General features: G+C 70.5%; 26 protein-coding genes. 16 read left to right on the top strand and 10 right to left on the bottom strand.

Annotated features, from left to right (window positions below; all coding sequences use genetic code 11):
- The first annotated feature begins 13 nt into the window (after positions 1-13).
- From OG595_RS15630 to OG595_RS15620, 3 genes are read left to right on the top strand one after another with little or no spacing between them, the layout of a single operon-like run.
- A complete protein-coding gene (locus OG595_RS15630; protein ID WP_329272437.1) occupies positions 14-301 on the top strand; it encodes a hypothetical protein in 288 nt (95 codons plus the stop codon).
- A complete protein-coding gene (locus OG595_RS15625) occupies positions 298-549 on the top strand; it encodes a hypothetical protein (protein ID WP_329272435.1) in 252 nt (83 codons plus the stop codon). The genes OG595_RS15630 and OG595_RS15625 overlap by 4 nt, the downstream gene beginning before the upstream one ends.
- Positions 539-778: a hypothetical protein gene (locus OG595_RS15620; RefSeq protein WP_329272433.1), complete on the top strand. Its 240-nt coding sequence runs from the start codon at positions 539-541 to the stop codon at positions 776-778. Before OG595_RS15625 ends, OG595_RS15620 begins: the two co-directional genes overlap by 11 nt.
- Here the strand turns inward: OG595_RS15620 and OG595_RS15615 are convergent.
- Complete coding sequence (locus OG595_RS15615; RefSeq protein WP_329272432.1) at positions 723-1,586, bottom strand: class I SAM-dependent methyltransferase; 864 nt, start codon at positions 1,584-1,586, stop codon at positions 723-725. The two genes, OG595_RS15620 and OG595_RS15615, sit on opposite strands and share 56 nt — an antisense overlap.
- Before the next feature lie 591 nt (positions 1,587-2,177).
- Between OG595_RS15615 and OG595_RS15610 the strand changes: the two genes are divergently transcribed.
- From OG595_RS15610 to OG595_RS15600, 3 genes are all read left to right on the top strand, one after another.
- Positions 2,178-2,681 carry a SigE family RNA polymerase sigma factor gene (locus OG595_RS15610; protein ID WP_327697153.1) on the top strand — a complete coding sequence of 168 codons (504 nt, stop codon included), beginning with the start codon at positions 2,178-2,180 and terminating at the stop codon, positions 2,679-2,681.
- Between the two features lie 34 nt (positions 2,682-2,715).
- Positions 2,716-3,711, top strand: a complete 996-nt coding sequence (locus tag OG595_RS15605; RefSeq protein WP_329272428.1) for a hypothetical protein — start codon at positions 2,716-2,718, stop codon at positions 3,709-3,711.
- Between the two features lie 74 nt (positions 3,712-3,785).
- A complete protein-coding gene (locus OG595_RS15600; protein ID WP_329272427.1) occupies positions 3,786-4,652 on the top strand; it encodes a DUF3152 domain-containing protein in 867 nt (288 codons plus the stop codon).
- A gap of 45 nt (positions 4,653-4,697) precedes the next feature.
- Here the strand turns inward: OG595_RS15600 and OG595_RS15595 are convergent, their stop codons facing one another.
- From OG595_RS15595 to OG595_RS15580, 4 genes are read right to left on the bottom strand one after another with little or no spacing between them, the layout of a single operon-like run.
- Positions 4,698-7,106 (bottom strand): glycoside hydrolase family 3 N-terminal domain-containing protein, encoded by a 2,409-nt coding sequence (locus OG595_RS15595; RefSeq protein WP_329272425.1) that lies wholly within the window; start codon positions 7,104-7,106, stop codon positions 4,698-4,700.
- Positions 7,107-7,165: 59 nt separating this feature from the next.
- Positions 7,166-8,074: a carbohydrate ABC transporter permease gene (locus OG595_RS15590; protein WP_329272424.1), complete on the bottom strand. Its 909-nt coding sequence runs from the start codon at positions 8,072-8,074 to the stop codon at positions 7,166-7,168.
- Between the two features lie 4 nt (positions 8,075-8,078).
- Positions 8,079-8,969 carry a carbohydrate ABC transporter permease gene (locus OG595_RS15585; RefSeq protein ID WP_329272422.1) on the bottom strand — a complete coding sequence of 297 codons (891 nt, stop codon included), beginning with the start codon at positions 8,967-8,969 and terminating at the stop codon, positions 8,079-8,081.
- On the bottom strand, positions 8,966-10,309 hold the full coding sequence (locus tag OG595_RS15580) for an ABC transporter substrate-binding protein (RefSeq protein ID WP_329272420.1): 1,344 nt from the start codon (positions 10,307-10,309) through the stop codon (positions 8,966-8,968). The genes OG595_RS15585 and OG595_RS15580 overlap by 4 nt, the downstream gene beginning before the upstream one ends.
- Positions 10,310-10,450: 141 nt before the next feature.
- Here OG595_RS15580 and OG595_RS15575 point away from each other — a divergent pair, with 141 nt between their 5' ends.
- The 5 genes from OG595_RS15575 to OG595_RS15555 all read left to right on the top strand — a co-directional run bounded on the left by OG595_RS15575 (position 10,451) and on the right by OG595_RS15555 (position 16,147).
- Entirely contained in the window at positions 10,451-11,503 is a 1,053-nt protein-coding gene (locus OG595_RS15575) for a LacI family DNA-binding transcriptional regulator (RefSeq protein ID WP_329272417.1), read from the top strand.
- A 99-nt stretch (positions 11,504-11,602) separates the two neighbouring features.
- Complete coding sequence (locus OG595_RS15570; protein WP_329272415.1) at positions 11,603-12,994, top strand: endo-1,4-beta-xylanase; 1,392 nt, start codon at positions 11,603-11,605, stop codon at positions 12,992-12,994.
- 120 nt (positions 12,995-13,114) lie between these two features.
- Positions 13,115-14,185 carry an LCP family protein gene (locus OG595_RS15565; RefSeq protein ID WP_329282906.1) on the top strand — a complete coding sequence of 357 codons (1,071 nt, stop codon included), beginning with the start codon at positions 13,115-13,117 and terminating at the stop codon, positions 14,183-14,185.
- Between the two features lie 199 nt (positions 14,186-14,384).
- On the top strand, positions 14,385-14,741 hold the full coding sequence (locus tag OG595_RS15560; protein WP_329272413.1) for a YciI family protein: 357 nt from the start codon (positions 14,385-14,387) through the stop codon (positions 14,739-14,741).
- Positions 14,742-14,857: 116 nt separating this feature from the next.
- A complete protein-coding gene (locus OG595_RS15555) occupies positions 14,858-16,147 on the top strand; it encodes an RNA polymerase sigma factor (protein ID WP_329272410.1) in 1,290 nt (429 codons plus the stop codon).
- Between the two features lie 75 nt (positions 16,148-16,222).
- Here the strand turns inward: OG595_RS15555 and OG595_RS15550 are convergent, their stop codons facing one another.
- On the bottom strand, positions 16,223-17,407 hold the full coding sequence (locus OG595_RS15550; protein WP_329272408.1) for a THUMP-like domain-containing protein: 1,185 nt from the start codon (positions 17,405-17,407) through the stop codon (positions 16,223-16,225).
- 90 nt (positions 17,408-17,497) lie between these two features.
- Between OG595_RS15550 and OG595_RS15545 the strand changes: the two genes are divergently transcribed.
- Positions 17,498-18,484 carry a polysaccharide deacetylase family protein gene (locus OG595_RS15545; RefSeq protein WP_443073039.1) on the top strand — a complete coding sequence of 329 codons (987 nt, stop codon included), beginning with the start codon at positions 17,498-17,500 and terminating at the stop codon, positions 18,482-18,484.
- Positions 18,481-19,284, top strand: coding sequence for a polysaccharide deacetylase family protein (locus tag OG595_RS15540; RefSeq protein ID WP_329272403.1), 804 nt, complete (start codon positions 18,481-18,483; stop codon positions 19,282-19,284). Before OG595_RS15545 ends, OG595_RS15540 begins: the two co-directional genes overlap by 4 nt.
- Here the strand turns inward: OG595_RS15540 and OG595_RS15535 are convergent.
- On the bottom strand, positions 19,275-19,970 hold the full coding sequence (locus OG595_RS15535; RefSeq protein ID WP_329272401.1) for a uridine kinase family protein: 696 nt from the start codon (positions 19,968-19,970) through the stop codon (positions 19,275-19,277). The genes OG595_RS15540 and OG595_RS15535 overlap by 10 nt on opposite strands.
- A 230-nt stretch (positions 19,971-20,200) precedes the next feature.
- Between OG595_RS15535 and groES the strand changes: the two genes are divergently transcribed.
- Positions 20,201-20,509, top strand: coding sequence for a co-chaperone GroES (gene groES, locus OG595_RS15530; protein WP_006377800.1), 309 nt, complete (start codon positions 20,201-20,203; stop codon positions 20,507-20,509).
- Between the two features lie 121 nt (positions 20,510-20,630).
- Positions 20,631-22,256, top strand: coding sequence for a chaperonin GroEL (gene groL, locus OG595_RS15525; protein ID WP_329272396.1), 1,626 nt, complete (start codon positions 20,631-20,633; stop codon positions 22,254-22,256).
- A gap of 141 nt (positions 22,257-22,397) precedes the next feature.
- Here groL and OG595_RS15520 read toward each other — a convergent pair whose 3' ends face one another.
- The 3 genes from OG595_RS15520 to OG595_RS15510 all read right to left on the bottom strand — a co-directional run bounded on the left by OG595_RS15520 (position 22,398) and on the right by OG595_RS15510 (position 24,757).
- Complete coding sequence (locus OG595_RS15520; protein ID WP_329272395.1) at positions 22,398-23,105, bottom strand: ester cyclase; 708 nt, start codon at positions 23,103-23,105, stop codon at positions 22,398-22,400.
- 93 nt (positions 23,106-23,198) lie between these two features.
- Positions 23,199-23,972, bottom strand: a complete 774-nt coding sequence (locus tag OG595_RS15515) for an SDR family NAD(P)-dependent oxidoreductase (protein WP_329272392.1) — start codon at positions 23,970-23,972, stop codon at positions 23,199-23,201.
- Between the two features lie 122 nt (positions 23,973-24,094).
- Complete coding sequence (locus tag OG595_RS15510) at positions 24,095-24,757, bottom strand: MOSC domain-containing protein (protein WP_329272390.1); 663 nt, start codon at positions 24,755-24,757, stop codon at positions 24,095-24,097.
- 129 nt (positions 24,758-24,886) lie between these two features.
- On the opposite strand from OG595_RS15510, the gene OG595_RS15505 reads away from it, so the two are divergent.
- Complete coding sequence (locus OG595_RS15505) at positions 24,887-25,786, top strand: LysR family transcriptional regulator (protein WP_329272388.1); 900 nt, start codon at positions 24,887-24,889, stop codon at positions 25,784-25,786.

Genomic DNA, 25,786 nt, shown 5'->3' with positions numbered 1-25,786 from the left:
AGTTGGAAAACCTGTGGAAGTCATCGCGCACCTGACGGGGTTCGCCGTCGCCGCGGTTCTCGTCGGGGGAGGCGTGCTCCAACTCCTGGGACGACGCATGCCGGCAGGTCTGCCGGAGAGCCGACGCAGGAGGGGCGCGTGGTCGAACATCCTGTTCGGTGTCGGGATCGCCCTCGGCAGCACGGCGCGCATCCCTCGCAGCCACCGACTCCTGTGGGACGACGTGCTCCTCGGCCCGGCGTTCGTCTGCGTCCTGGTCGCGGCCCTGGTGTACGCCGGGCCCTGGCGGACCGACCGGTGACCGGCCCGGTGTTCCGCGGAGGCAGGGCCATCTCCGCGCGTCGCGACCGAGTCGTCCTGATCGCCACCCTGATCGTCTTCGGCGCGCTCTCGGCCTGGCTGCTGCCCGACGGCTGGCGACCGGCCTCCCTGCCCCCGGCCCTGATCTGCGCGACGATCGCCCGGCGGTACGTGGCCGGCCGCACGGCACGGAAGCACGGCGGGGACGACGGCAGCCATGACCAGCAATGGACCAGCCATGACCATTGACCCGAACTCCGTCCGGGGGCGCGTCCTCTACGCGTCCCCCGCCAACTCCTGGGCGCTGCTGTCGTTCCGGCTGGTCTGCTGGAGCGCGGCGTCGACCCTGTCGGCGCTCACCCCCGCCTACAACAGGGGTGCCCCGGTGTGGATCTGGCCGCCGTCCCTGGTCGCCTGTCTCCTCATGGCCGGGCAGACCGTGGGTGCGATGCGGCGGCGGTCGTCCGGGACGCCGTGATCGCCACCGTTGTGTAGCGCACCGTGAACTCGCCGCCCAGCGCGTCGATCGCGGCGCCGGTGGCGGTGAGCAGCTCCGTCAGCCGTGCGGGTGGGAGCCCGCTGGTGCGGCCGTGGGTGGGGAGCAGGTCCAGCCACTCGTCGCGGGTGTACGAGTGCTGCCACTCGTACCGCCACTCCTCCGTCTCGCCGAACGCGCCGCCCGCCTGCCGTATCCCGTCGACAGCCTCGGCGAACAGGGGCGCGTAGGTGTCGAGGGCAGGCTTCGTCCAGAGGTTGGGGGAGTCCGGCAGGACGCGGTCGTGGACCTCGATGAAGGCCTCGGTGACCTCGGGCGGGGGCTGGAACACGTTCCAGAACAGGGCGAGTCGGCCACCGGGCCGCAGTACCTCGGCCGCCTTCGCGGCGCCGGCGACCGGGTCCACCCAGTGCCAGGCCTGCGCGGAGACCACCGCGTCGAAGGCCCGCCCGGCGGGCTCCCACTCCTCGAACGACGCCACCTCCGTCCCGACCCCGCTCAGCCGTGCCAAATCGGCCATCCGCGCGTCGACCTCCACCCCGAGCACCCGGCATCCGGCCGCCCCGAACTGCCGGGCGACGATGCCGGTACCGGTCCCGACGTCCAGGAGGTCGGGGCCTGGGGCCGTGCTGACGATCCGGTGCACCAGGGCGTCGGGGTAGCGGGGGCGGACCCGGTCGTAGCGGGTGGCTTCGGCGCCGAACGACCTTGCGGTGGAGTGGAGTTGGCCGGGGGCGGGGTGGGGCTCGCGTGTGGGGGAGGTGGTCGGCTCCGACGGTGACGGGGACATGCGGCCACCGTAAGGGATGGGCCGGCCCCTCATCCCGGAACAGCCGTTCCCCGTCCCTGACATCGTCGGGCCCGTCTCCACAGCAGGCCCACCAGGTTGACATGGCTCGCTCGCGAGATGTCCACATATGACCAGTTCGGGCTTCAGGATCCGGCCATCGGTTCTCCTCGCGCGGTGACTTCGGTGCCTTCGGCGCCGTGTGGGGGAGTCGCTTCCGTTTCTCGAGGGGCGTACGTGGTTTCCACGCGGGTGGGTTCCGGCAGACCGGAGTCCGACGGACCTGCGCCTCGGCGGTTGTCCGCCGCCCGGGGGTTCGGCGACCGGGCCTTCCGGAACCGGTTGACGGCCACCGGGGTCGTGGTCCTCGCTCGTGAGCATGGCCTGATGGCGGCGGGCCGCTTCGGCTGAGCCCACGAGAAGACACCGGAGAAATTTCCGAACCCCTTTCAACCTTTCCGCCCCGAGCACGCTCAAGAACAGGTGAGACAGAGACCTGTGAGGCGTGCGAGGGGCGTGATGCGTATCAGGCACGTGTGCCTTTACGGCATGTGAGCTCAACAGCCATACGCAGAACGGGAAACGGGAGGGTGGATGTCGGCGACGGTCCGGCAGCGGGACTTCGAGGAGTACGCGCGGGCGGGCCGGCAACGGCTGTACCGGACGGCGTATCTGCTCTGCGGCGACCGCGAACACGCCCGTGACCTGGTCCAGTCCACGCTGGCCCGGCTCTTCCAGCACTGGCACCGGGCGAGCCGTGCCGAGCACCTCGACGCCTACGCCCGTACCGTCCTGACCCGGCTGTTCCTGCACGAGCGCCGACGCCGGCTGCGCGACCTGCTCGCCCACGCCCGCCCCGACCCGGCGCCCGCCGCGCCCAGACCCGAGCTGCGCGTCACGCTCATGGCCGCACTCGGTGAACTCCCGCCCAGGGCAAGGGCGATGGTCGTCCTGCGCTACTGGGAGGACCTCAGCGTGTCGGAGGTGGCCGCGCAGTTGCGGTGCAGCGAGTCCACCGTCAAGAGCCAGTGCTCCCGCTCCCTGACCCGGCTGCGGGCGGTGCTGGGCGAAGCCCATGTGTACACCGCCGAGTACTGAACCCCGTACGCCTCCAGCGCTGAAAGGAACATCCGTGCACGACACGCCACCCGGAAGCCCGCACGCGCCCGAGCCGGACGCCGGGCCCGACGACGCGCTCGCCGGGGAGCTGCGGGAACTGATGGAGCGGGCCGCCGCCGGGCTCGCCCCGCTGCCCGACCTGACGCAGGAGGCGGTACGCCTCGGCAGGCGCCGCCGGGTCCGGGCGCGGGCCGCCGTGGCAGGCGCCGTGACCGGGGTGATCGCGATCGGGGGCATCGGCTCGGCCGTGCTCGGCGGTGCGTCGACCGGGGGCGGAGGCCTGGGCGATCCCGCGTCCCGGCCCGCCGCCTCGGCGGTCGCACCGCCTGCCACCACTTCCGGGACGCCGTCGCCGGCATCGGTCCCGCCGGTGCCCGAGGCGACCCCCGACGCCACCGGCCCGGTGCGGAAGGCCAAGGTGCTGACCCGGGCGCTGGGCGACCTGATCGGGACCGTCTCCCCGGCCGGCACGGATCTCTTCGCCGGCCGGATCGACGGACACACCTTCCCGGTGACGTTCCAGGTCAGGCCCGGGGTGGACACCCTCGTCGGATGCCCGGACCCGCCGGACACGGCCGTGGTCTGCCGTACGGCGTGGCTGCCCGGCCGGATCGAGGCGCGGGTCGTCGTGACGGGCGGCGATCTGCGGGGCGGCCGGTCCGTCAGCGTCAGCTTCCTCTACGCGGACAGCACCGTGGTGCTGACCGTCGGCCCGGACACCGACGCCAGGGTCTCCCCACCCGTCAGCGCCGACCAACTGCTGGCGGCGGCGGGCACTTCGGCCCTGCTGTCCGAGGCGAAGGCCGAGGTGGAGGCCGAGGTGCAGGCGGCGATGGACGAAGCGGAGAAGGCGGCAGGAGACGGTACGGACTCCACGGGCGAGGCATCCCTCGCCCCGCCCGCGCTGTCCGGACCCACCCCGACCGAGTACTCCAGCGCCGAGCCCTCCTCGGTGACTGGTTCGAGCAGTGCCAACAGTACGAACGAGACAGGCGGTTCCCCCCGATGAGTGAGAAACGACGTGCAGCGAACGGTTCGCGCCGACTGAGCGCGTTACGGCGGCGGCGCAGGCGCCGGACCCGTATGGGGGCGATCGGCGCCACGGTCTGTCTCGCCGCGCTCGGTACGGCGGCGGTGCCGGTGCTCCTGCCCCGCCTGCTGCCGGACACCGCGTCGCAGGCCCGCGCCCCGGAGGCGGTCCTGACACCGGCCGAGCGCACCCCGGTCGCCGGCACGGGCGGTACGAGTCCGCCCGCCGACGACTCCACCGCGGACGACTCCATCGCCGACGACTCCGCTTCCGCCGGGTCTCCCGAGACATCCGGGTCACCCAAGTCCCCTGACGACGGCCGTACTTCCGGGTCCGGGAAGGGCTCCTCCACGCAGCCCACCATCCCCGAGTCCGGCCCCGGCACCTTCGCCACGGCCCCGCTCACCGTCACCGGGCCGGCCTCCGGAACCCCTTTCCGCGTCCAGGTCGAGGACGGCGCGGGCGTCGACCCGGCGGACGCCGCCCGCCAGATCGCCGCCATCCTCGACGACCGGCGGGGCTGGCGTCAGGCGGGCGCCCGCTTCCGCCAAGTCACCGGCCCGGAAGCGGAGTTGACCTTCCGTGTCGCCACCGCGAAAACCACGGACAAGCTCTGCAACGTGCGGCAGGCGGACCACCTCGGGGAGGTCAACTGCCGTACGGGCGCCGACGTGGTGATCAACCTGAAGCGCTGGCAGCTGGGTTCCCCCGAGTTCGACGGACCGCCGGTCGAGTACCGCGCCCTCATCGTCAACCACGAGGTCGGCCACTGGCTGGGCCGCGGCCATGAGACGTGCCCGGGACCGGGACGCCCCGCGCCCGCGATGATGCAGCAGATCGACGGACTCAAGGGCTGCGTGTCGAACGCCTGGCCGTACGACACACAGGGCCACTACCTGTCCGGCCCCGCCGTGCCCTGAGTCGGCGGGGCCGAGTCCGCGCTGCTGACCTGCTGACCTGCTGACCTACGGACCTGCTGGCCAACGGACCTGACGGTTCGCTGGACCGCTGGTCCAGTGGTCTACGGAACCGACCTCCGTCCCGCACCGCAGCCGCCGATCCGCGCCCAGCTCCCTGACCGCGCCCACCAGTCGCACCCGCGCCGCATACCGAACGTCCGCACTCGACGCCCCCAACCGCAGCTCCAGCGCGCCCGGTTCGACGATCCGGCGCCCCGAGCGGTCCGTGAACGCCGAGAGGTCCGCGTGGAAGCGGAACGTCACCCGGCTCGCCGCCCCCGGCGCCAACTCCAGCCGCTCGTAACCGATCAGGCGGACGTCCGGCCGGGTCACCGAGGCCACCGGGTCGTGCAGATACAGCTGCACGACCTCCGCCCCGGCCCGCGCACCCGTGTTGCGAACGGTCACCGACACCTCGTACGAACCGGCCGTCCCGATCTCAGCAGTTCGGGTCTCCGCAGTTCGGGTCTCCGCGGTCCCGGTATCCGCCGGGCCGCCCTCCGCGAAGTCCTCCCAGGTGAAAGAGGTGTAGGAGAGCCCGTGTCCGAACGGGTACAGCGGTGTCGGGTCCAGGCTGCTCACCTCGCCCGCCAGTCCCAGTGGCGGCTGGAGGTACGTCCACGGCTGGCCCCCGCGCTCCCTCGGCACGCTCACCGGCAGCCGGCCCGACGGGGTGACCCGGCCCGACAGCACGCCCGCGACCGCGGGGCCGCCCTCCTCCCCGGGGAAGAACGCCTGCACGGAGGCCGCCAGGCGCCCGTGCCAACGCCCCAGCGCGTACGGGCGGCCGGTGAGCAGGACGAGCACCACAGGCACCCCCGTCGACACCAGCGCGTCCAGCAACTCGGCCTGTACGCCCGGCAGTTGCAGCTCCGCCACATCGCAGCCCTCGCCCGACGTACCCCCGCCGAACAGGCCCGCCCGGTCACCCAGTACCGCCACGCACACATCCGCCTCGGCGGTCCGGGCCACCGCCTCCTCGAAGCCCGACGTGTCCGGCTCCGAGGTGGCGCAGCCCTCCGCGAACGTCACCTTGGCGTCCGGGAGTTCGGCGCGCAGGGAGTCCAGGAGCGTGGGGATGTCCACGCCCACCGGAGTCTCCGGATGGCTCGGCAGGACATGCGACGGGAACGAGTAGCAGCCCAGCATCGCCAGCGCGTCCGCCGCCCGCGGCCCGACGACCGCGATCCGGGTGTCGGGGGCGAGGGGGAGCAGCCCGTCCGGGTTGTCCAGCAGCACCACCGACTCCTCCGCCAGCCGGCGCGCCAGCGCCCGGTTTCCGGCCGAGTCCAGGTCGATCGGGGAGCCGTCCGGCTCCGGCCGCCAGTCCTCGTCCAGCAGTCCCAGCTCGCACTTCTGTGTCAGCACCCGGCGGGCCGCCCGGTCCACCAGCGACTCCGGTACGTCTCCCGCCCGTACCGCCGTCACCAGTGCGTCGCCGTAGCTCCGGATCGTCGGCAGCTCGACATCGATGCCGGCCGCCAGGGCGAGGTGCGCCGCCTCGGCCGGAGTGCCCGCGACGCGGTGCAGGGTCTCCAGGAAGCCGATGCCGAAGTAGTCCGACACCACCGTTCCCGTGAACCCCCAGTCCTCGCGCAGGAGTCGGGTCAGGAGATGCGGGTCGGCCGAGGCCGGGACCCCGTCCGTCTCGTTGTAGGCCGCCATCACCGAACGCGCCCCGCCCTCGCGCAGCGCCATCTCGAACGGGGGCAGGGTCACGTCCCCGAACTCCCGCACCCCCGCCCGGACAGGAGCGAGATTGCGGGCGCCGACCGAGGACGCGTACCCCGCGAAGTGCTTCAGCGTGGCGATGATCCCCGCCGACTCCAGGCCCCGCACGTACGCCGACCCGATCGTCCCCACCAGGTACGGGTCCTCGCCGATCGTCTCCTCCACCCGGCCCCAGCGCGGATCGCGTACGACGTCCAGGACCGGGGCGAGGCCCTGGTGCACGCCGACCGAGGCGAGGTCGTGGCCGATGCGGGCGGCCATCTCCTCCACCAGCCCGGGGTGGAAGGTGGCGCCCCAGGCCAGCGGGACCGGGTACGCCGTCGCACGCCAGGCCGTGAAGCCCGCCAGGCACTCCTCGTGGGCCAGCGCCGGGATGCCGAAGCGGCCCGCCCCGGCGATACGACGCTGGGCGCGGGCCAGCGCCTGCGCGCCCAGCGTCGGGTCCACGGGGGCCGTACCGAAGGGGCGGGTGAGCTGGCCGAGGCCCCGGGTGATCAGCTCGTCCCACTCGTAGTCGCCGGTCATGTCGTGCTGGTGCGGGGCGACCCCGTGGCCGTCCGTCGAGGCGCCCACCCACACGCCGTACAACTGGGCGGTCTTCTCCTCCAGGGTCATCCGGGAGAGCAGGTCGCCGACGCGGGCGTCGGCGGACAGGGCGCGGTCGCGCCAGGGAGCCGAGGTCATGAAACTCCTGTCAGGGAAGGTGAGTTCACCGGCGTCTGGTTCCGCCGGTTCCCGCCGGGTCATTTGCCGCCCACGCCCATCAGGCCGCCGATCAGTGCGCGCCGGGCCACCAGGTAGACGGCGAAGATCGGGATGCCGGAGAGGACGACCGACGCGAGCAGGGCGGGGATGTTCACGCCGAACTGGCTCACGTAGTTGAAGAGGCCGAGGGTGAGGACCCGGGGTTCGTCGGACTGGGTGAAGATCAGCGGGAAGAGGAAGCCGTTCCAGGCCTGTAGGGCCGCGTAGATCACGACGGTGCTGATCCCGCCCTTGGCCAGGGGGATCGTCAGCTGGAACAGCATGCGCATCGGGGAGGCGCCGTCGAGGGCCATCGCCTCGTACAGGTCCTCCGAGATGTCCCGCAGGGTGCCGGTGAGGACCAGCACCGAGACCGGCATCGCGAAGGCCGCCGTCGGCAGGATCACCGCCAACAGGCTGTCGTACAGGTCGAGTTTGGCGATGAGGAGGTACAGCGGGACCACGACCGCCTGGGCCGGGATCGCCACCCCGAGCAGGAACAGCCGGAAGGCCGCGCCCGACCAGCGGGTGCGGGTGCGCACGGCCACGTACGCGAGCGGGACGCACAGGACGAGGACGATGCCCACGACCGTGACCGCGACGATCACCGTGTTGCTCAGCAGATGCCAGAAGCCCGAGTTGAGGACGGTGTTGTAGTTGTCGAGGGTCGGATCGGTGGGCGGCTTCAGGGGGTTGCCGGTGAGAGCCTTGTCGGGGCCGGTGAGCGACGCCGACAGCATGGCGTAGATCGGGACGAGGACGATCACCAGCCAGACGATCGAACCCAGGCCGGCCAGCGGGTTGGCCCGTCGGCTCCAGTGCCTGCGACGACGGCCGGACGGCCGCCGCCCCGGTTGTTCCGGGCGCTTGTCGGCGGTCGTGGGACGAGGAAGCGTGTCGTGTGACACTCCGTCACATCCCTTCACGCGTACTGCGCATGCCGCCGAAGCCGGTCAGCCGGATGAGGACCAGGGACAGGCCGGTCGCGGCCAGCACGAGGGCCGAGGCGATGGCGCTCGCGTAGCCGAAGTCGTACGTCTTGAAGCCCGCCTCGTACATCAGGTAGGGCAGGATCGCCGTGTCCGTGCCGGGTCCGCCCTTCGTCAGGATCAGCACCGTCTCGAAGTAGGTGAGCGACCCGACGACGATCAGTACGGTCGACGTGGTGATGGTGTGGCGCAGCTGGGGCAGCGTGATCGAGAAGAACTGGCGGTAGCGGCCCGCCCCGTCGATTGCCGCGGCCTGGTAGAGAACTTGGGGAATCTGACGGGCGCCGCCCTGGTAGATCAGCGTGTGGAAGGGGATGAACTGCCAGCCGCCGACGAACACGATCGCGAGGAACGCGCCGCTGGACGAGCCCAGCGTGTCCTTCTGGATGATGCCGAAGTTCGGGTCGAGCAGGGCGTAGAAGAGGACCGAGATGGCGGTCGAGGAGAGCAGGAACGGCACGAAGAAGATCGCCGAGAGGACGGCCCGGTTGCGTTGCCGGCCCGCCGCCCAGACCCCGAGCAGCAGTGCCACGACGGTCTGGAACGCCCAACTGGCCGCGGTGAGAAGGACGGTGAGTGTGAGCGACTGCGTCAGCCGTGGATCGTCCAGCAGTTTCTGCCAGTTGGCGAGCCCCACCGGCTTCGGGTCGCCGAGGCCGTCCCACTTGGTGAAGGAGAGGTAGAAGGCCAGAGCCATCGGGACGACCGCGAAGAAGGTGAAGAAGAGCACCGCGGGGAGCGCCCAGACGGCACCCGGCCGCCCGGCCCGCACCTTGCCCCTCCCGGATGCCACGGTCTGGTCCGTGACGCTCACTTCAGCCCCTTGCAGGCCGACACGAACTCACTGGGCGACGACTTGCCGGTGAACAGCTTCCCGATCTCCGTGTGCATCTTCGTGCCCAGCTCGTCGCCGAGCGCCTGGTCCCAGGAGAGCGTGAACGCGGGTGCCTGCTGGACCAGGTCGTACTGGAACTTCGCGTACTCGGGGTTGGGCGCGGAGGACAGCAGCGCCGCCGCGTTCGAGGTGGTCGGCACGTCTCCGAGGGCGACCAGGTCCTTCGCGTACGCCTCGGACGCGCAGTCCTTGAGGAACGCGATCGCCGCGTCCTTGTTCTGCGTACGGGGGTTGATGGACCAGTAGTTGGTGGGGTTGCCGACGACGTTGCGGACGTCGCCGACGCCGTCCTCGATCTTCGGGAAGGCCGCCCAGCCCAGGTTGGACTTGGCGAAGTCGGGGAACTTGCCGAGCTGCGTCGAGTACTCCCACGAGCCCATCAGATGCATCGCCGCCTTGCCCTTGGCGAAGACGGCCGGGGCACCGCCGTTGACGTACGAGACGGAGGTGAATTTCGACCCGAAGGCACCGTCGTCGATGAGTTCCTTCACCATCTCGGCGGCCTCCAGGACCGCCGGGTCGCCCCAGCCCTCCGCGTCGCCGTCCTGGATGCGCCGGAAGACCTCGGGACCGCCGATCCGGTCCACCAGGTACTCCAGCCACATCAGTTCGGGCCAGACGTCGGAGCCGCCGAGGGCGAACGGGGTGATGCCCGCCTTCTTCAGCTTGGTGTTGACGTCGAGCAACTGGTCCCAGGTGGTGGGGGGTTGGATCTTCTGCTCGGCGAAGACGGTCTTGTTGTAGAAGAGGATCACCGGCTGCATACCGCGCATCGGTATGCCGTAGTGGCGGCCCTTGAGATCACCGGCGGCGAGTACGGAGGGCAGGAAGCCGTTCTTCAGCACCGGGTCGTTCTCGATGACGTCGGTCAGGTCGACGATCTTGCCGGCCTCCTGGTACGCCTTGATGGAGCCGCCGCCCCAGTTGAAGAAGACGTCCGGGGCGCTGGGCGACCCCATCGCCGTACGCAGCTTGGGCAGGTAGTCCGAGCCCGGGATCTTCTCCAGCTTGACCTTGCCCTTGGCCGTCTTGCTGGCGGCCGACTTGTTGAACCGCGCGACCGCGGCGGCCTGGACCTTCACGGCGTCGTCCCCGTACACGAACGCGGTGATCGTGTCCCCGCCACCGCCCGAACCCTCACCCGAGCCGCAGGCGCTGAGGCCGGTGGTGAGCAGGGCGGAGGCGCCGGCACCGAGCACCCAGCGCCTGCTGAACGCCGTACCGGTGGACCCTGTGGACCGCCCTCTGTTCGACTCCATGACTGCACCTCTCGCGAATGTTCTGAACGAAACCTGAACGAGTCTCTGTACGAATCTTTCGGGTGGTACGTCGAATGTTCCGGAAATTTATGGGGGGACAGGGTCTTCGTCAAGAGGTCGCGCAGGGATACGATCGCGGCCATGAGACCCTCGAAACCCGTTGAAACGCAGACACCGTCGCAGTCCACCCAGACCGCGACGCTCGCCGAGATCGCCCGCGAGGCAGGCGTCTCCGCTCCGACTGTTTCGAAGGTGCTCAACGGCCGCGCCGATGTCGCCCCCGGGACCCGGACCCGTGTCGAGGACCTGCTGCGGGCGTACGGCTACCGGCGCCGCCGCGCCGAGGCGACCCGCTCCCCGCTGATCGACCTGGTCTTCCACGAGCTGGAGAGCGCGTGGGCGATGGAGGTCATCCGGGGTGTGGAGAACGCGGCGCGCGAGGAGGGGCTGAGCGTCGTCCTCTCCGAGAGCGCGGGCCGCCTCACCCCGGGCCGCACCTGGGCCGACCAGGTCGCCGCCCGTCGCCCGCACGGCGTGATCCTCGTCCTGTCCGGCCTCGACGAGTCCCAGCGGGCGTTGCTGACCAGCCGCTCCATCCCGTTCGTGGTGATGGACCCGGCGGGCGACCCCGGTGACAACGTGCCCTCGGTCGGCGCCACCAACTGGCAGGGCGGCCTGGCGGCCACCCGTCACCTCGTCGAACTGGGCCACACCCGCATCGCGTCGATCAGCGGCCCCTCCCGGATGATGTGCAGCCGCGCCCGCGTCGACGGCTACCGCGCCGCGCTGGAGACGGCCGGCCTCCCGGTCGACCCCGCCCTGCTCAAGGTGGGCGACTTCCACCACGAGACGGGCTACCGCGCCGGCCTGGAACTCCTGCGCTCCCCGGACCGCCCGACCGCCGTCTTCGCCGGCAACGACCTCCAGGCCCTCGGCCTGTACGAGGCCGCCCGCGAACTCGGCCTGCGCATCCCGGAGGACCTGAGCGTCGTCGGCTTCGACGACCTGCCGATCGCCCGCCTGGTCGGCCCCCCGCTGACGACCGTCCGCCAGCCCCTGATGGAGATGGCTGAAACGGCCGCAAAACTGGTCCTGGACCTGGGCCGGGGAGACGGCACATCAGGGGCGACCAGGGTCGAACTGGCGACAAGTCTGGTGGTGCGCAACAGCACGGCGGCGCCTCCGGCGGTTTAGCGAATCCTGTGGTGCAGCTGTATTGACGGGTGTCGTGCGGCGCTCCACACTGCTCCGAAGTCAATCGGTTGAACGTCCGAAACTTTCGGAGGCACCCGCATGAGCACCTCCCGAACAGCAGAAACGGCAGTACGAACGTTCAGACCGGCGTTGCGCTCACGTCTCGCCGCCCTTCTCGCCACCGCCGCCACCGCCGCCGCACTGCTCGTGGCGGGCACCGCGACCTCGGCCCACGCCGCAGATCCCCCGCTGCGCGACCTCGCCACCGCCAAGGGCAAGGTCATAGGTACAGCCGTCACCGGATCCAAGCTCACCGGAACGTACGGCGACCTGGCCGGCGCCCAGTTCAACTCGCTCACTCCCGGCAACGCCATGAAGTGGGAGTCCGTGGAGCCCAGCCGGGGCACCTACAACTGGACCGAGGCCGACCAGATCGTCGCCTTCGCCCAGGCCCACAACCAGCAGGTGCGCGGCCACACCCTGGTCTGGCACAGCCAGAACCCGGGCTGGCTGACGAACGGCACCTGGACACCGGCCCAGCTCAGCACGATCCTCCAGGACCACATCACCACCGAAGTCACCCGCTACAAGGGCAAGTTGGCGGCCTGGGACGTGGTGAACGAGCCCTTCAACGAGGACGGCACCTACCGCTCCACGCTCTGGTCGAACAACCTCGGCACGGACTACATCGCGCAGGCCCTCACCTGGGCGCGCGCGGCCGACCCGGCGGCGAAGCTCTACATCAACGACTACAACGTGGAGGGCGTCAACGCGAAGAGCACGGCCCTCTACAACCTGGTCAAGTCCCTGAAGGAGCGCGGGATCCCGGTCGACGGAGTGGGTCTACAGGCACACCTGATCCTCGGCCAGTACCCCGCGACCCTCCAGCAGAACATCCAGCGGTTCGCCGATCTGGGCGTCGACGTGGCGATCACGGAACTGGACATCCGTATGCAACTGCCCGCCACCGAAGCCAAGTTGACCCAGCAGGCGGCCGACTACAAGTCGGTCATGAACGCCTGCGTGGCCGTGACCAGGTGTGTCGGTGTGACGGTCTGGGGCTTCACCGACTCCGACTCATGGATCCCGGACGTGTTCGACGGATACGGCGCGGCGACCCCGTACACGGAGAGTTTCACCCCGAAACCGGCGTACTACGCGATCGCCCAGGCGCTCGGCGGCACCCCGTCGACGGAGGGCTGCACGGCGACGTACAGCGTCCCGAACCAGTGGAACTCCGGGTTCACCGGGCAGGTGACGATCGCCTGCTCCGCCGGCCGTTCACTGTCGTCGTGGCGGGTGACCTGGACGTACGGCGCCGGCCAGCAGGTAGCGCAGGCCTGGAACGCCACCTGCACCCAGTCGGGAGCGGCGGTGACCTGCGTGAACGCCTCGTACAACGGCACGGTGCCGAGCGGCGGCTCGGTGAGCTTCGGGTTCAACGGGACGTGGAGCGGAAGCAACCCGGTGCCGACGGTGACGCTGGGGTGATCTCTGTCCGATCTCTGTCCGATCCCTGGCTGATCCTGGCCTGAGAAGCGTGAGATTTTCCGAAGAATCCCGGGTAGGGGCCCCTGCGCGTAATATTTCGGACGTACGTTCCTCTCCGTGATGGGAGACGAGGAACAGACGTCGGATGACGACGGGGGCGCGGAAAGACAGGTGGGCCGACGGTCGTCGCGCTGGATGAAGGCCGTCGGTCTCACGCTGGCCGGCACCCTGGTGATCGCGGCCGGAGGCGCGGGCTACGCCTACTGGCATCTGAACCGCAACATCAAGAGCGTCGACATCAACAGCGCGCTCGGCGACAACCGCCCGGCGAAGACGCAGTCACTGCCCTCGGCAGGCGCGTCCGCCTCGGCGACACCGCTGCCGAGCGAGGCGCTGAACATCCTGGTCCTGGGGTCGGACTCGCGCAGCGGCAAACGGAACCAGGCACTCGGCGGCGGCAGCAGCGAGGGCGCCCGGTCCGACACGGCGATGGTCGTCCACCTGGACGCGGGCCGCAAGAAGGCGACGATCGTGAGCATCCCGCGCGACACGCTCGTCACGCGCCCGTCCTGCCCGCTGGCCGACGGCGGTTCGACGGCGGTGGCGTACGGCGTCATGTTCAACACGGCGTACTCGGTCGGCGGCCCGGTCTGCGCGGTCAAGACGGTGGAGTCGATGACGAACGTCCGCATGGACCACTACCTGGAGGTCGACTTCGCCGGCTTCGCGGACCTGGTGGACGCGCTGGGCGGCGTAACGGTCACCACGGAGGAGGACATCCACGACGACGACAGCCACCTCGACCTGGAGGCGGGCGAACACCACCTCGACGGCACCAAGGCCCTCGCCCTCGCCCGCACCCGGCACGGCATCGGCGACGGCAGCGACCTGGGCCGAATAGGCCTCCAGCAGACACTGGTCAAGGCCCTCCTCCGGCAGATCTCCTCAACGAACCTGCTGACCAGCCCGGCCAAGTTGTACAAGGTCGCCGACGTGGCCACGGCCAGCCTGACCACGGACACCGGCCTGAACTCGCTCAGCGAGCTGATGGGCCTGGGCCAGAGCCTCCAGGGCCTGTCGGCGGACGAGCTGAAGACGGTGACGATGCCGGTGGTGACGGCGCCGTCCGACGCCAACCGGGTGGTCGCCCAGGAACCGGAGGCGGCGGAACTGTGGGCGACCCTGCGGTGACGGCTGCGCGGTGATGGCCTCGCGGTGACGACTTTGCGGTGACGGCTCTAAGGTGATGGGTGAGCCTCTGAGCTGCGGAGACGCCTCCCGGGAGAAATTCCCGAAGAAATTTCCGCAGCCGTGTCGATCCGGGCCCTTCCCGTTCGACGCACTGGTGAGAGCCCGGAAAGGAACCGGGCCACGCCCAAGGAGGAACCCCATGCCCCGCTATCTCTCCCTCGTGCAGATCGACGAAGCCACCGCCCCCGCCGAAGGCCCCAGCCCCGAGCTGATGCAGCGCATGGGCGAGCTGATCGAGGAGATCACCAAGGCCGGGGTGATGCTCGACACCGCGGGCCTCACCCCCACCGCGCAGGGCACCCGCGTGCACTGGCAGGACGGCAGGATCTCCGTCACCGACGGTCCCTTCACCGAGTCCAAGGAGATCGTCGGCGGCTACGCGATCATGCAGTGCAAGGACAAGGCCGAGGCACTGGAGTGGACCAAGCGCTTCCTGAAGGTCCACGAGGAGCACTGGACGGTGACCTGCGAGGTACGGGAGATCGCGGAAGGCTGAGCGACCCGCTCGCCGCTTCCCCTTCCCCGTACCTCCCGTACCTCCCGTACCTCCCGTACCTCCCGGCCCCCCGGCTTCCTTGGCCGATCGCCGCTGACGGTGTCTGATGGTGGGCTGTGACCCGACAGCCCACCTCCGGCACCGCTACCGAACAGGCACTCACGCAGACCGTCGAGACGGTGTTCCGCCTGGAATCCCCCCGGATCATCGCGGCCGTGACCCGCATCGTCCGGGACATAGGCATCGCCGAGGAGCTGGCCCAGGACGCCCTGGTCGCCGCCCTCGAACAGTGGCCCCGCGACGGCGTCCCCGACAACCCGGGCGCCTGGCTCATGACCACCGCCAAGCACCGCGCCGTCGACCTGATCCGCCGCCGCGAGACATACGCCGGCAAGTTGGCGGAGATCGGCCGAACCCTGGAGACGACCACCCCGCCGGTCGAGCCGTCCGCCCCCGACGACATCGACGACGATCTGCTCCGCCTCGTCTTCACCGCCTGCCACCCGGTGCTGTCCGCCGAGGCCCGCATCGCCCTCACCCTCCGCCTCCTCGGCGGCCTCACCACCCCCGAGATCGCCCGCGCCTTCCTGGTCCCCGAGGCGACGGTCGCCCAGCGCATCGTCCGCGCCAAACGAACCCTCGCGACGAAGAACGTCGCCTTCGAGGTCCCGTACGGCCCCGAGCGCGAGGCCCGCCTCGGCTCGGTCCTGGAGGTCATCTACCTGATCTTCAACGAGGGGTACGCGGCCACAGCCGGCGACGACCTGCTGCGCCCCGCCCTCTGCGAGGACGCCCTGCGGCTGGCCCGCGTGCTGTCGGGCCTGATGCCCAAGGAACCCGAAGTGCACGCGCTGACAGCCCTGTTGGAGCTCCAGGCGTCCCGTTCGGCGGCCCGCACGGGCCCGACCGGCGAACCGGTGCTCCTCAAGGACCAGAACCGTTCCCGCTGGAACCGCCTGCTGATCGCCCGCGGCTTCACCGCCCTGGCCAGGGCGGAAGCGGCGGGCGCCACGACAACGACATCAGGCCCTGGCCCGTACGCCCTCCAGGCCGCCATCGCCGCCTGCCACGCCCACGCCCACTCCTACGACGACACGGACTGGCCCCGCATCGCCGCGCTGTACGCGGCCCTCGCCGTCCGATCCCCGTCCCCGGTGGTCGAGTTGAACCGCGCGGTGGCCGTCTCGATGGCCGAGGGCCCGGCCCCCGCCCTCCAGATCATCGACACCCTCACCACCGAACCGGCCCTGCGCGACTACCACTTGCTCCCCAGCGTCCGAGCCGACCTGCTGCTGCGCCTGGGCCGCAGGAAGGAGGCGGGAGCGGAATTCCTCCGAGCGGCCGAACTGACCCGGAACGAACGAGAACGGGACCTGCTGCGAGCCCGGGCGCAGGAGTGCGGTTGAGTTCTCAGGGGCGCGGGGAACCGCGCGACAAGCCCCCACGGACCGGCAGTGAACGAACCCCCGAACCGGCGGAGCTCAACGCACGGGATGCCCGACAAGCATCGCCGGCGTCCCCGCCACCCGGGTAAGGAAAACCGTCGCCGAGTTGGGCCCCTGCGGCTTGACCATCTTCCGCAGCTCCTCCGGCTCGACAGCCGACCCCCGCTTCTTCACGGTCAGTACCCCGACTCCCCGCTCCCGCAGCAACGCCTTCAACTTCTTCACCCCGAACGGCAGTTGATCGGTGATCTCGTAGGCGGAGGCATACCGCGTGGCCCGCGGCTCATCCGCCGTCACATAGGCGATCGTCTCGTCGACGAGCCCCCCGCCGACCTCCTCGGCGACCTCCGCCACCAGATGCGCCCGGATGACGGCGCCGTCGGGTTCGTACAAGTACCGCCCCACCGGACGCACTTGAGGGTCCGGCAGCCCCCGCCCGACCAGAACGCGCGGCCCTGGCAGCAGGGTTGCCCGAACGGTCCCGGGCTCGGCCCCGAACCACAGCACGGCCTCCTTCACATCACCGCCGTCCGAGATCCACTCTGCTCCGGCGTCGGCGGGAATCGCCTCGTGCGGCACACCGGGGGCGATCTTCAGTGCGGCCAGCGGCGCCTTCCGCGCCGCCCCCACGGCCCACGACAAGGGTGGCGAGTACGCCTCGGGATCGAAGATCCTCCCGCGCCCCCCACGGCGTGCCGGATCGACGAACACCGCGCCGTACGCCGTCGTGTCGACGTCGGTGACATCGGCCTCCCGCACCTCCACCAGATCCCCGATGCCCAGCGCCTCGACGTTCGCTCGCGCGACGGCGGCCGTGAGCGGATCCCGGTCCACGGCCAGGACACGGATCCCGGCCCGGGCGAGCGCGAGGGCGTCGCCCCCGATCCCGCAGCACAGGTCGGCGACGGAGGTCACGCCCAACTCCCTGAACCGTCCGGCCCGGTACGCGGCCACGCTCGCCCGCGTCGACTGCTCGACCCCGTTCGGCGTGAAGAACATCCGCCCGGCGTCCCCGGCGCCGAACTTCGCCACCGCCCGCTGCCGCAACCGCTCCTGTCCGAGCGCCGCCGAGACCAGTCCGGCGGGGTGCGCGCGGCGCAGCCGGGTGGCGACGGCCAGTTCGCGGGCCGGCTCGGTACCGCGTACTTCGTCGAGGAGGGCGCGGCCCTCGGGGGTGAGGAGGGCGGCGAAGGCGGAGAGGGGTGCGGCGAGGTCGTTCACCGGGACATTGTGGGCCAGCCGGTGGACGGCGTGCTTCCGGCGGCGGTGTCGGCAGCCTTCCGCGGTCCCGTCCTGGGAAGATCCGGCACCATGCGATCAGTAGGACAAAAATACAAAAACCGGTCAGTGATCCGTGCGGGGATCACCGCTCTCACCGTGGCCGCTCTCGCCTCCCCCCTCATCTCCGGCTGCGCGGAAGGCGGCTCGGAGGGCCGTACGGAACGCCGCACGGAACGCCGCACGGCAGCCACCGCCCCGCCGAAGAACGTCCGCCCCGCCCCCGGCCAGGAACTGCGCCTCCACGCACCCCCGGCGCGCGCCCTCGACGCCTACGCCCAGAAGCTGCGCCGTTCCTACGCGGCCCGCGCGGCCACGGCCAAGCGCTGGGGCCTGACCGCACCCCCGCTCACCGCACCCCCGCCCCCGGCCCGCAAACCCCACCTCGCCACCCGCAAGGGCTTCGAGGTGGACGACCACGAGGAACGCGGCCTGCCGCCCGTCTTCACCACGATCCCGACCCGCGACAAGATCGTCTTCCTCACGATCGACGACGGCGCCGAGAAGGACCCGGCGTTCCTGCGGATGATGAGCGAACTCAAGATCCCGTACACCGCCTTCCTCAGCGACTACCTGGTCAAGGAGGACTACGGCTACTTCAGGAAGATGCGCGACCGGGGTGTCGTACTCAACAACCACACCCTCCACCACCGTTACCTGCCCGCCCTCTCCTACGAACGCCAGAAGACCGAGATCTGCGGCATGCAGGACGTGATCAAGAAGCGGTACGGCACCCGCCCGGCCCTCTTCCGCCCGCCCTACGGCAACTACAACGAGGACAGCCTGCGCGCCGCGAAGTCGTGCGGCGTGAAGCACGTACCCCTCTGGAACGAGGAGGTCTTCGCCGACCACTGGGACTACCGCGAGTGGGACCGGGACATCCACCCCGGAGACATCGTCCTCAGCCACTTCCGCGGCAAGGACGACGGGAAGGGCACGATGCCCGACATGGTCCGCCGCTTCATGAAACTCGTCACCGCCAAGGGGTACGCGGTCGCCCGCCTGGAGGACTACCTGTGACCGCGCGCCCACTGGTCGCCGCCGCACTCGCCGCCGCGCTCCTGGGGGCGGCCGTCACCGGCTGCGCCCAGTCCGTGGACCCCATCGAACGCCTCGGCAGAAAGGCGGCCCACGCGGCCCGGCAGGCCGCCCGTACGCCGCCCTCCCGGGCCGACGACCCGCACGCCTACCGCCGCTGGGGCCTGCCGTCCCGTGTGCCCCTGGCCCCGCCCCCGTCGCCCCGCCCCCCGATCCGTGCGGCGGGCCCCGGCCTGCCCCCGGTCGTCGACCGCGTCCCGACCCACGACAAGGTCGTCTTCCTCACCTACGACGACGGCGCCGAACGCGACCCCCGGTTCGTCGACCTGGTCCGCGAACTGCGCCTCCCGGTCAGCATGTTCCTCACGGACAGTGTCGTGGGCCCGGGCTACGCCCACTTCGCCCGACTGCGCGAGGTCGGCGCGAACGTCCAGAACCACACCCTGGACCACCAGTCCCTGCGAGGCCTGCCGTACGCCGGCCAGCGCGCCGAGATCTGCGGCCAGCAGGACAAACTCCGCGAACGCTTCGGCCTCCGCCCGCGCCTCTTCCGCCCGCCCTACGGCACCTACGACACGACCACCCTGAGAGCCGCCGCGGACTGCGGGGTCTCGGCGGTGGTCCGGTGGACCGAGGGGGAGCACCTCCGGGCGGGCGACATCCTCCTCGTGGGCCCCGACGACGACCTGGACGGCCCTCCACTGGTCGAGCGGACGGTGAGGCTGCTCCGCGAGGTCCAGGAGAAGGGACTGAGCGTGGGCCGCCTGGAGGACTACCTCTGACGCCCTCGGCCGAGCCGGCCCAGGGGCGCCCGGGAGCCGACCGGCGGGGCGACGACCAGCTCGGTGTCCGGGTCGTGGTCGTGGCCGGTCGGCGGAGGACCGGCCACGACCATGGTCGCTCGGGCCCACGGCTGTTCGCGCAGCATGAACGGCAGCTCCTCCAGCAGCCAGTTCGCCACGTGCTCCCGCTGCGCGGGGGAGTCGCCGTCGCGGACGGTCAGCAGACGCTCCTGCTCGTCGAGGTCGCCCTGCATCCACACCGAGGCGTCCAGCCACGGGGCCAGCTCCTCGCGGATGACGCCCGTGCCCTCGACCCAGACGAAACCGGCACCCGCGGGCACGGTGACCGACCCGGGCCTGCCGTGGGCGATCCAGGCGTCAGGACGGAAGTCCACCGCCTCGCCCCGGTGCAGGGGGCGCAGGACGTTCTCGACGAGCGCGGTACCCCAGTCGAAGCAGGCGTGGTTCCAGGCGATGTCGTCGGTGTGCACGACGGCGGAGCCGGGCGCCGCCTCGCGCAGCCGCTCGGCCAGGGTCGTCTTGCCGGCACCGCCCCGGCCGTCGATCGCGATCACCCGAGGACGTCCGGTGACGTCGGGCGCCGCCTCGCGCAACAGCCGGACGGCGTCGAGCACGGCCACCACCCGCAGGCCGACGGCCTCGGTCTCACCCGGACGCAGACGCATCGACACCCTCCTCAGCGCACCCCGCGACCGCCGGAAACCCCGCGCCACCCACGACGGAATTGGCACTCCGCTTGACCGAGTGCTAATCGCGGTCATAGTCTCAGGTCTGGCACTCCCCACTGGAGAGTGCCAACAGCGACGGGCAGGTCCGGCACCCGCGACGACGGATCCACCTGGTCGCCACCTCAGACAGTTAACCCCGTGAGATCTCCGAAGGGGGAGGTCGGATCGTGACGACCACCAGCTCCAAGGTTGCCATCAAGCCGCTCGAGGACCGCATTGTGGTCCAGCCGCTCGAAGCCGAGCAGACCACGGCTTCTGGCCTGGTCATTCCGGACACTGCCAAGGAGAAGCCCCAGGAGGGCGTCGTCCTGGCCGTGGGCCCGGGCCGCTTCGAGAACGGCGAGCGGCTTCCGCTCGACGTGAAGACCGGCGACATCGTGCTGTACAGCAAGTACGGCGGCACCGAGGTGAAGTACAACGGCGAGGAGTACCTCGTCCTCTCGGCTCGCGACGTGCTCGCGATCGTAGAGAAGTAATTCACCCGGTATTACCAGCATTGCAGTGAACTGCGCCCCTGGCCCCCGCGACTCTCAACAAGCCGGGTGCTGGGGGCGCGGTTCGTTCACCCAAGTTTTCCGAGAGGGCTGAACCGCTCCTATGGCGAAGATCCTGAAGTTCGACGAGGACGCCCGTCGCGCCCTTGAGCGCGGCGTCAACAAGCTTGCCGACACTGTCAAGGTGACGATCGGCCCCAAGGGCCGCAACGTCGTCATCGACAAGAAGTTCGGCGCTCCCACCATCACCAACGACGGCGTCACCATCGCCCGCGAGGTCGAGCTCGACGACCCGTACGAGAACCTCGGCGCCCAGCTGGTGAAGGAGGTGGCGACCAAGACCAACGACATCGCGGGTGACGGTACGACCACCGCCACCGTGCTGGCCCAGGCGCTCGTCCGCGAGGGCCTGAAGAACGTCGCCGCCGGCGCCTCCCCGGCCGCCCTGAAGAAGGGCATCGACGCGGCGGTCAAGGCTGTGTCCGAGGAACTCCTCGCGACCGCCCGCCCGATCGAGGAGAAGTCCGACATCGCCGCCGTGGCCGCGCTCTCCGCGCAGGACACGCAGGTCGGCGAGCTCATCGCCGAGGCGATGGACAAGGTCGGCAAGGACGGTGTCATCACCGTCGAGGAGTCCAACACCTTCGGCCTGGAGCTCGACTTCACCGAGGGCATGGCCTTCGACAAGGGCTACCTCTCCCCGTACATGGTGTCCGACCAGGAGCGTATGGAGGCCGTCCTCGACGACCCGTACATCCTGATCCACCAGGGCAAGATCGCCTCCATCCAGGACCTGCTGCCGCTGCTGGAGAAGGTCATCCAGACCAACTCCTCCAAGCCGCTGCTGATCATCGCCGAGGACGTCGAGGGCGAGGCCCTGTCGACCCTGGTCGTGAACAAGATCCGCGGCACCTTCAACGCGGTCGCGGTCAAGGCCCCCGGCTTCGGCGACCGCCGCAAGGCGATGCTCGGCGACATGGCCGCGCTCACCGGCGCCGAGGTCATCGCCGAGGAGGTAGGCCTCAAGCTCGACCAGGTCGGCCTCGACGTGCTGGGCACCGCCCGCCGCGTCACCATCTCCAAGGACGACACGGTCATCGTCGACGGCGGTGGCGACAAGGGCGCGGTGGCCGGCCGCGTCAACCAGATCAAGGCCGAGATCGAGAACACGGACTCCGACTGGGACCGCGAGAAGCTCCAGGAGCGCCTCGCGAAGCTGGCCGGCGGCGTGTGCGTGATCAAGGTCGGCGCCGCCACCGAGGTGGAGCTGAAGGAGAAGAAGCACCGTCTCGAGGACGCCATCTCCGCGACCCGCGCCGCGGTCGAGGAGGGCATCGTCTCCGGCGGTGGCTCCGCGCTCGTCCACGCCGTGAAGGTCCTTGAGGGCAACCTCGGCAAGACCGGCGACGAGGCGACGGGTGTCGCGGTCGTCCGCAAGGCCGCCGTCGAGCCGCTCCGCTGGATCGCCGAGAACGCCGGCCTGGAGGGTTACGTCATCACCTCCAAGGTCGCCGAGCTCGACAAGGGCCAGGGCTTCAACGCCGCGACCGGCGAGTACGGCGACCTGGTCAAGCAGGGCGTCATCGACCCGGTCAAGGTCACCCGCTCCGCCCTGGAGAACGCTGCCTCGATCGCCTCCCTCCTCCTCACGACCGAGACCCTGGTCGTCGAGAAGAAGGAAGAGGAAGAGTCGGCCGCCGGAGGCCACGGCCACGGCCACTCCCACTGAGCCAACAGCTCACGCGGCACGAAGAAACCCCCCGTTCCTGGCTGGAACGGGGGGTTTCTCCCTTCGCGGGCGGTCAGACGATCCCCGTACGCACACACCCCGAGTGCTCCACTCCTGCGCTGCCCCTGCTCTCCACCGCTCCTACCGCTCCAACGAGTCCAGCGCCCCGAGCTGCCCCATCAGCCCCAGCCGGTCGTACTCCCACCAGCCCTCGACGATCTTCCCGTCCGAGTCGAACCGGTGGATGGTCGTGCCGGTCATCGACGCCTTCCGGCCGGTGCCGGCAATCCCCATGAAGTCGCCGCGCTGAGTCCCGTTCCACGTCCAGCGGGTGCAGACCCTGTCGCCCTGGGCGATCTGCTCGTGCACGGTGAACACGAAGTCGAAGCCCTCGCGCCACATCTGCATCTCGCGCCGGGCCGCGTCCAGCCCGATGACGTCCTGCTCGTTGGACGGGTCGTGGTCGTGGTAGCTCTCCACGAACAGGTCGTCGAGTGGAGGCAGTTCACCGTGGACGGCGATCACCTCGAAGAACCGCCGCGCGGTGTCGGCGCACAACTGCTCGTCCCGCACCACGTCCAGATCCGTGAACGTCGGCATCTCGTCGCACAGGGCGACCATCTCCCGGAAGATCCTGTCCGTCTCCGGAAGGTTCGAGTTCCGCATCGCCTCCTCGTACGACGGGAACTCCACGATCTCGACGAAGTGCGACGAGTCCGAGAGATCCTTGCCGATCAGCGTGTGCGTCGCGGTCCGCTTCCCTCTGGTCTGTTCGACCCAGGTGTCCATCAGCCGGTTCATCTCGTCGAACCGACTGGTCTTGCAGTCAATCAGCTGTACGAATGTCATGGCGCCGCCTCCGGCCCCCCTGGGTCCGGTACCTCTCTCCATACTCCCACCGGAGCCGCGCCACCACCTCTTCCACCAAGTCCGGCGCAGATGTCACTGCGGCCCGTACTTCCGCCCCGTCTTCGACGAGATCCCGCCCAGCAGCGCCCTGGGCGTCACCTTCACCACGCCCATCAGCGCCTTGTACCGCGGGTCCGGAATCGACAGGGACTTGCCCCGGGCCAGATCGGCGAGCGCCGCCGCGACCAGCTTGTCCGCGTCCAGCCACATCCAGTTCGGAATGTTGTCCGTCCCCATCCCGGCCCGCTCATGGAACTCCGTACGCACGAAACCGGGAGCCAGCGCCATCAGCCGCACCCCGCTCCCCGCCAGGTCCTTCGCCGCGCCCTGCGTGAACTGCACGACCCACGCCTTCGACGCCCCGTACGTACCCCGCGGCACGAAGGCGGCGACTGACGCCACATTGACGACACCCCCGCGGCCCCGCTCCCGCATGGCCTCGGCCGCCGCACTGGTCAGTCGCAGCACCGCCTCGCAGTGCACCTTGAGCATCCTCAGTTCGTCCGCCATCGACACGTCGAGATAGCGGCCCTTGTTGCCGAAGCCGGCGTTGTTGACCAGCAGGTCGACGGGGTTCCTGCGGTCGCCGAGGCGATCGGCCACCGCCTCGATGCCGGTGTCCGTCGCGAGGTCGGCGCTCAGCACCTCCGCCTCGATGCCGTGCCGGTCGTGCAGTTCCGTCGCCTGCTCGCCGAGCCGCTCGGTGTCGCGCGCCACCAGGACGAGGTTGTGGCCGTCGGCCGCCAGCCGCCGCGCGAACGCGGCGCCGATTCCCGCGGTCGATCCCGTAATCAGAGCCGTTGTCATGGCGCAAGATTAGTGACCCCGACTGTGCCCGTCCGCCCCCCTGCACGCTCCCTCCCGATCGTGAAGTCCCCGCGTGGGGCCTTCGCGTAGGTCCTTGTCAGCAGCCGTGCCGCCGCCGAGCGTCAGCCGTACTTCCTCACATGCTCGTGAACCGCCGCCGTCGCCCCGGAATGCAGCGCCGCACCGGCTGTGAGCAGCCGTGGCAGCAGGGTCCGCTCGGTCGTCAGCGCCCGGAAGTACAGGGCGACCGTCACGTCGTGGTCCGGGCGGTGCACGATGTCCACCGGGTCGCCCGCCCGTATCTCACCCGGCTCGATCACTCGCAGATAGGCGCCGGGCGCACCTCGCTGCGTGAACCGCTTCGCCCACCGTTTCTCACCCAGATGGCCCTGGAACGTCGCACAGGGGATGCGCCCGCTGGTCACCTCCAGGACCACCTCGGACCCGATCCGCCAGCGCTCGCCGATCAGCGCACCGGACACGTCCAGCCCCTGGGTGGTGAGGTTCTCGCCGAACATCCCGTCGCGCAGCGGGCGGCCCAACTCGCTTTCCCACTCGTCGAGATCCTCGCGCGCGACCGCGTACACCGCCTGTTCGTCGCCGCCGTGGTGCTCCTTCGAGCACACCGTGTCCCCGGCCAGACCGCTGCCGCCGATCCCCCTGGGGCCGGGCGCCGCCACCCGCACCGGCCCGTCCACCGGCCGCTTGTCGATACCCGTGCCCTGCGGATGATCCGTGTACGGCACGGACTGCGCACGACCCACGTTCACGGACAACACCTTCATCAGCCACTCGCCCCCGTACTCGTCATTCCGACACCGCATCGATGACCACGACCACACGCTAAGTCACTCGTGCCCAAAGTGTCGACGCGTTATTCGTCAGCATCCCCAAGGTTCACTTATGCTCGAAAAATGATCGAAGCCCGTCATCTCCGTGTCCTGCGTGCCGTGGCCGCCACCGGCTCCTTCTCGGCGGCGGGCCGCGAACTGGGCTGCACCCAGCCGGCCGTGAGCCAGCAGATGAAAGCGCTGGAGGCCTCGGTCGGCACCCCGCTGCTCATCCGCAGCGGGCGCGAGATGCGCCTGACCCAGGCGGGCGAGGCCCTGGTGCGACACGCGGCGGGCATCCTCTCGGGGCTCACGGCGGCGGAGGAGGAGGTCGCCGCGATCGCCGGCCTGCGGGCGGGGCGGGTCCGGCTGGTGTCCTTCCCCAGCGGCAGTTCCACCCTCGTCCCGACGGCCCTCGCCGCCCTGCGCGCCGCCCACCCCGGCACCCGGGTCTCCCTGGAGGAGGCCGAACCCCCGCACTCCGTCGAACTGTTGCGCGAGGGCGACTGCGACGTGGCCCTGGCCTTCCGGTACGAGGGCGCGGCCGGGGCCGGCGAGTGGGACGACCTGGTGGTCCGCCCCCTTCTCACCGACCGGCTCGTCGGCCTCGTACCCGAAGGTCACCGGCTGTCCCGCGCCGAGTCGGTCGCCCTCGGCGAACTCGCCGCCGAGTCGTGGATCGCCGGCTGCCCGCGCTGCCGGGGCCAACTGGTCGAGGCCTGCGAGAGCGCGGGCTTCACCCCGCGCATCGACTTCGCGACCGACGACTACCCCGCGGTGATCGGCCTGGTGGGCGCGGGTCTGGGCGTCGCCGTCCTGCCCCAGCTCGCCATCGAGTCCGTACGGCCGCGGGGTGCGCGCACGGTGACGCTGGAACCGGCGGTGCGGCGGGAGATCGTCGCGCTGACCCTGCCCGACCTGGCGCAGGTGCCGGCGGTGGCGGCGACGCTGGACCAGCTGGCGCGGGCGGCGGGCCGGGTCTGA

This window comes from Streptomyces sp. NBC_01451 (genome assembly GCF_036227485.1).
Taxonomy (GTDB): Bacteria; Actinomycetota; Actinomycetes; order Streptomycetales; family Streptomycetaceae; genus Streptomyces.
The sequence above is the reverse complement of the archived record's forward strand: the minus strand, read 5'-3'. Positions and strand labels throughout refer to the sequence as shown.